This window comes from Candidatus Sodalis sp. SoCistrobi (genome assembly GCF_900143145.1).
GTDB lineage: Bacteria > Pseudomonadota > Gammaproteobacteria > Enterobacterales > Enterobacteriaceae > SoCistrobi.
Map to the genome: position 1 here is coordinate 1 of NZ_FRDB01000314.1, position 2,422 is coordinate 2,422.

2 protein-coding genes and 1 pseudogene are annotated in these 2,422 nt (G+C 52.0%); 2 read left to right on the forward strand and 1 reads right to left on the reverse strand.

What is annotated here, in order from left to right; genetic code table 11:
* Positions 1–572: 572 nt before the first annotated feature.
* Together CINSTRO3249_RS15070 and CINSTRO3249_RS15075 are read left to right on the forward strand one after the other, a co-directional pair.
* Positions 573–1,490, forward strand: a pseudogene (locus tag CINSTRO3249_RS15070) (Rpn family recombination-promoting nuclease/putative transposase); the annotation flags it as partial.
* Positions 1,490–2,137 (forward strand): ECs1377 family protein, encoded by a 648-nt coding sequence (locus tag CINSTRO3249_RS15075; RefSeq protein ID WP_074013830.1) that lies wholly within the window; start codon positions 1,490–1,492, stop codon positions 2,135–2,137. The pseudogene CINSTRO3249_RS15070 and the gene CINSTRO3249_RS15075, both read left to right, overlap by 1 nt.
* A 172-nt stretch (positions 2,138–2,309) precedes the next feature.
* Here CINSTRO3249_RS15075 and CINSTRO3249_RS15080 read toward each other — a convergent pair.
* Positions 2,310–2,422 (reverse strand): IS1 family transposase (locus CINSTRO3249_RS15080; protein WP_044698828.1); only part of this gene is annotated, 113 nt, incomplete at its 5' end.

Sequence of the window (2,422 nt, forward strand, 5' to 3'; positions counted from 1 at the left end):
TGCTCATGCTGAGTTTCCAGCACTAGATTAACTGCCCGTTCACGGACTTCCGGAGAGTAACGTTTGGTCGTTGTCATAGAGACCTCCACTTTTAAAGTATAGACTCTAATTTATCCGGGGTGATTCACTTTCACAATCCACTCTCCTGTAGTAAAATTAACCACAACGGCCTCCTTGACCGTAGTACTGCTAGATTCATGAAAAAGCCCCGCACTGCTTGTAACAGTCGGGGCTTCCGTTTTTCAGGCACAAAAAAACCGCTCTCAGCGGTCGGGGTAAGGCTTTATTTCCTACATCTATCCAACGATCGTTTTTACCGATCGATAAGCGGCATTCGATCGTTATTATCACTTTGCATTATTCCGGTAAAAAGCGGTAAATCCCGTTTTTACGGAAGCGTTTTCTACATGAAGTTATTCAAAGGAATGAAACGAGCATTTCAGTTAATGGTGATTGTTATGCTTATAATATATTTTTTGTTCGGTATTATCCTTGCGCGACTATTTCCCAGTAAAGATGACCTGCCACCTCATTACTATGATGAATAAGCGTTATCAGATGTATCAGGTATTATCCGCATCCATCTGCCACAGCACCTGCGTGAGCGCTGTGATTTCGGCACTCTGGCGATGGAATCCGGCAGCTTCATCGAAGACGACCTCAAGAGCCAATGCTCGGATATGCTCTACGCGATGAAGACCACGACGGGCCATGATGGTTATGTCTACTGCCTTATCGAGCACCAGAGCCGACCGGAAAAACTGATGGCATTTCGGTTGCTACGGTACGCGGTCGCCGCAATGCAGCGGCATCTGGAACAGGGCAACGACCAGTTGCCTGTGGTCATCCCACTGCTGTTCTATCACGGCACCACGTCCCCGTATCCGTACAGCACCCAATGGCTCGATTGCTTTACTGACCCTGAACTGGCAGAATCAGTCTACAGGCAAGCATTCCCGCTGGTTGATATCACGGCTATGCCGGATGATGAAATCCTGACCCATCGCCGAGTGTCGCTGCTGGAACTGGTGCAGAAGCACATCCGTACCCGTGATATGCTGGAACTGGTAAACGAACTGGCCGGATTGCTCGAGCAGTGGGCGTATCCCAAAGAGCAGTTTCGCAGCTTGTTATACTATCTGGCCGAGGCGGGAAACACCGTCGAAGGGGAAAAATTCATTCGCGCGCTGGCAGAAAAAACGCCGCGCTATCGGGAGGAAGCCATGACGATCGCTGAACAGCTTGAAGCCAAGGGCATCGAAAAGGGAATCGTGCTCGGTCGCCAAGAAGGACGCCAAGAAGGACGCCAAGAAGGACGCCAAGAAGGACGCCAAGAAGGACGCCAAGAAGGACGCCAAGAAGGCGAGCATAGCGCCTCGCTGAAAATTGCAAGGCAACTTATCGCCAACGGCGTCGATCGCGCTATCGTCAAAATGTCGACGGGCCTTTCCGATGATAAACTGGCTTCCCTGTTCGATGACGGCCACTAGTGCAACGCATTGATTATCAGATCGCACTCAACCATATCACCGAGGCCAGCGAAACCCCGCATCAGGCCAAACAATGGTTTATCGTGCAGCAACAGCACGCCGGGGAAATCGCCCGCGTCAGACTGGCGCTGCACAGCCTGCCGTATGTGACGAGCTACGAATTGCCGTTTCGGCTGCTGCTTATCCGTGCGCCACAGGCTATTGAAAAACTGCGCGACGAGCTGACCATCCACAGCCGCCGGGTGGAAATCAACGGCAGTAAACGCGGGGTGCTGTATAGCCTTGACGCAAATATTGCCGCGCCGGCGGCATTTCACTACACGCGCAAATTTACCGTTTTCCGCTCTGTGGCCGAAGGCGGCACAGAAAACAGCTACACCAGTATCGCCCGGCAGGTGAGCGTACCGCGTGAACGGCTACGTCTGGCGCTGACCTCCGGCCTACTGGTGACGGCACTGGATGCGTTGCTGTTTTTCGGCGTTCAGCGGCTCGCCAGTGATATTGCTGCCTTGCGCAAAAACGGCCTGAAAATTGATTTGCTGCATGTCGAGGCGTTTGACTCCCAAACCCAGCAGTTGCGCGAAATCCCGGCCTACCGGCTGATTTCCAATGATGCGGTTGCCGCATCGGTATCACTGGCCGCTTGATACGGCGCGACGGTTAATGTGCCTGAATTCTGGCTCGTCATAAAAAAGCCCGGTTTTCGCGTTGTAGTACATGCCGGGCTGACAAAACGTGTTATCGTCGTACCTGACGGTGTAATAACCGTCGCGTTTATAGTCATCGCTGGCGACAATGATATTTTGGTAATGACTCCAATTAGTAGAACATGTGTTTTTCGATGAAGGCTCCGATGACTTTTTCGTGGATCTCGACAGAGCGCGAGAAGCAAATCGTTTTACGCGCCAGTCGTTTAATGCGGGTACGGAGCG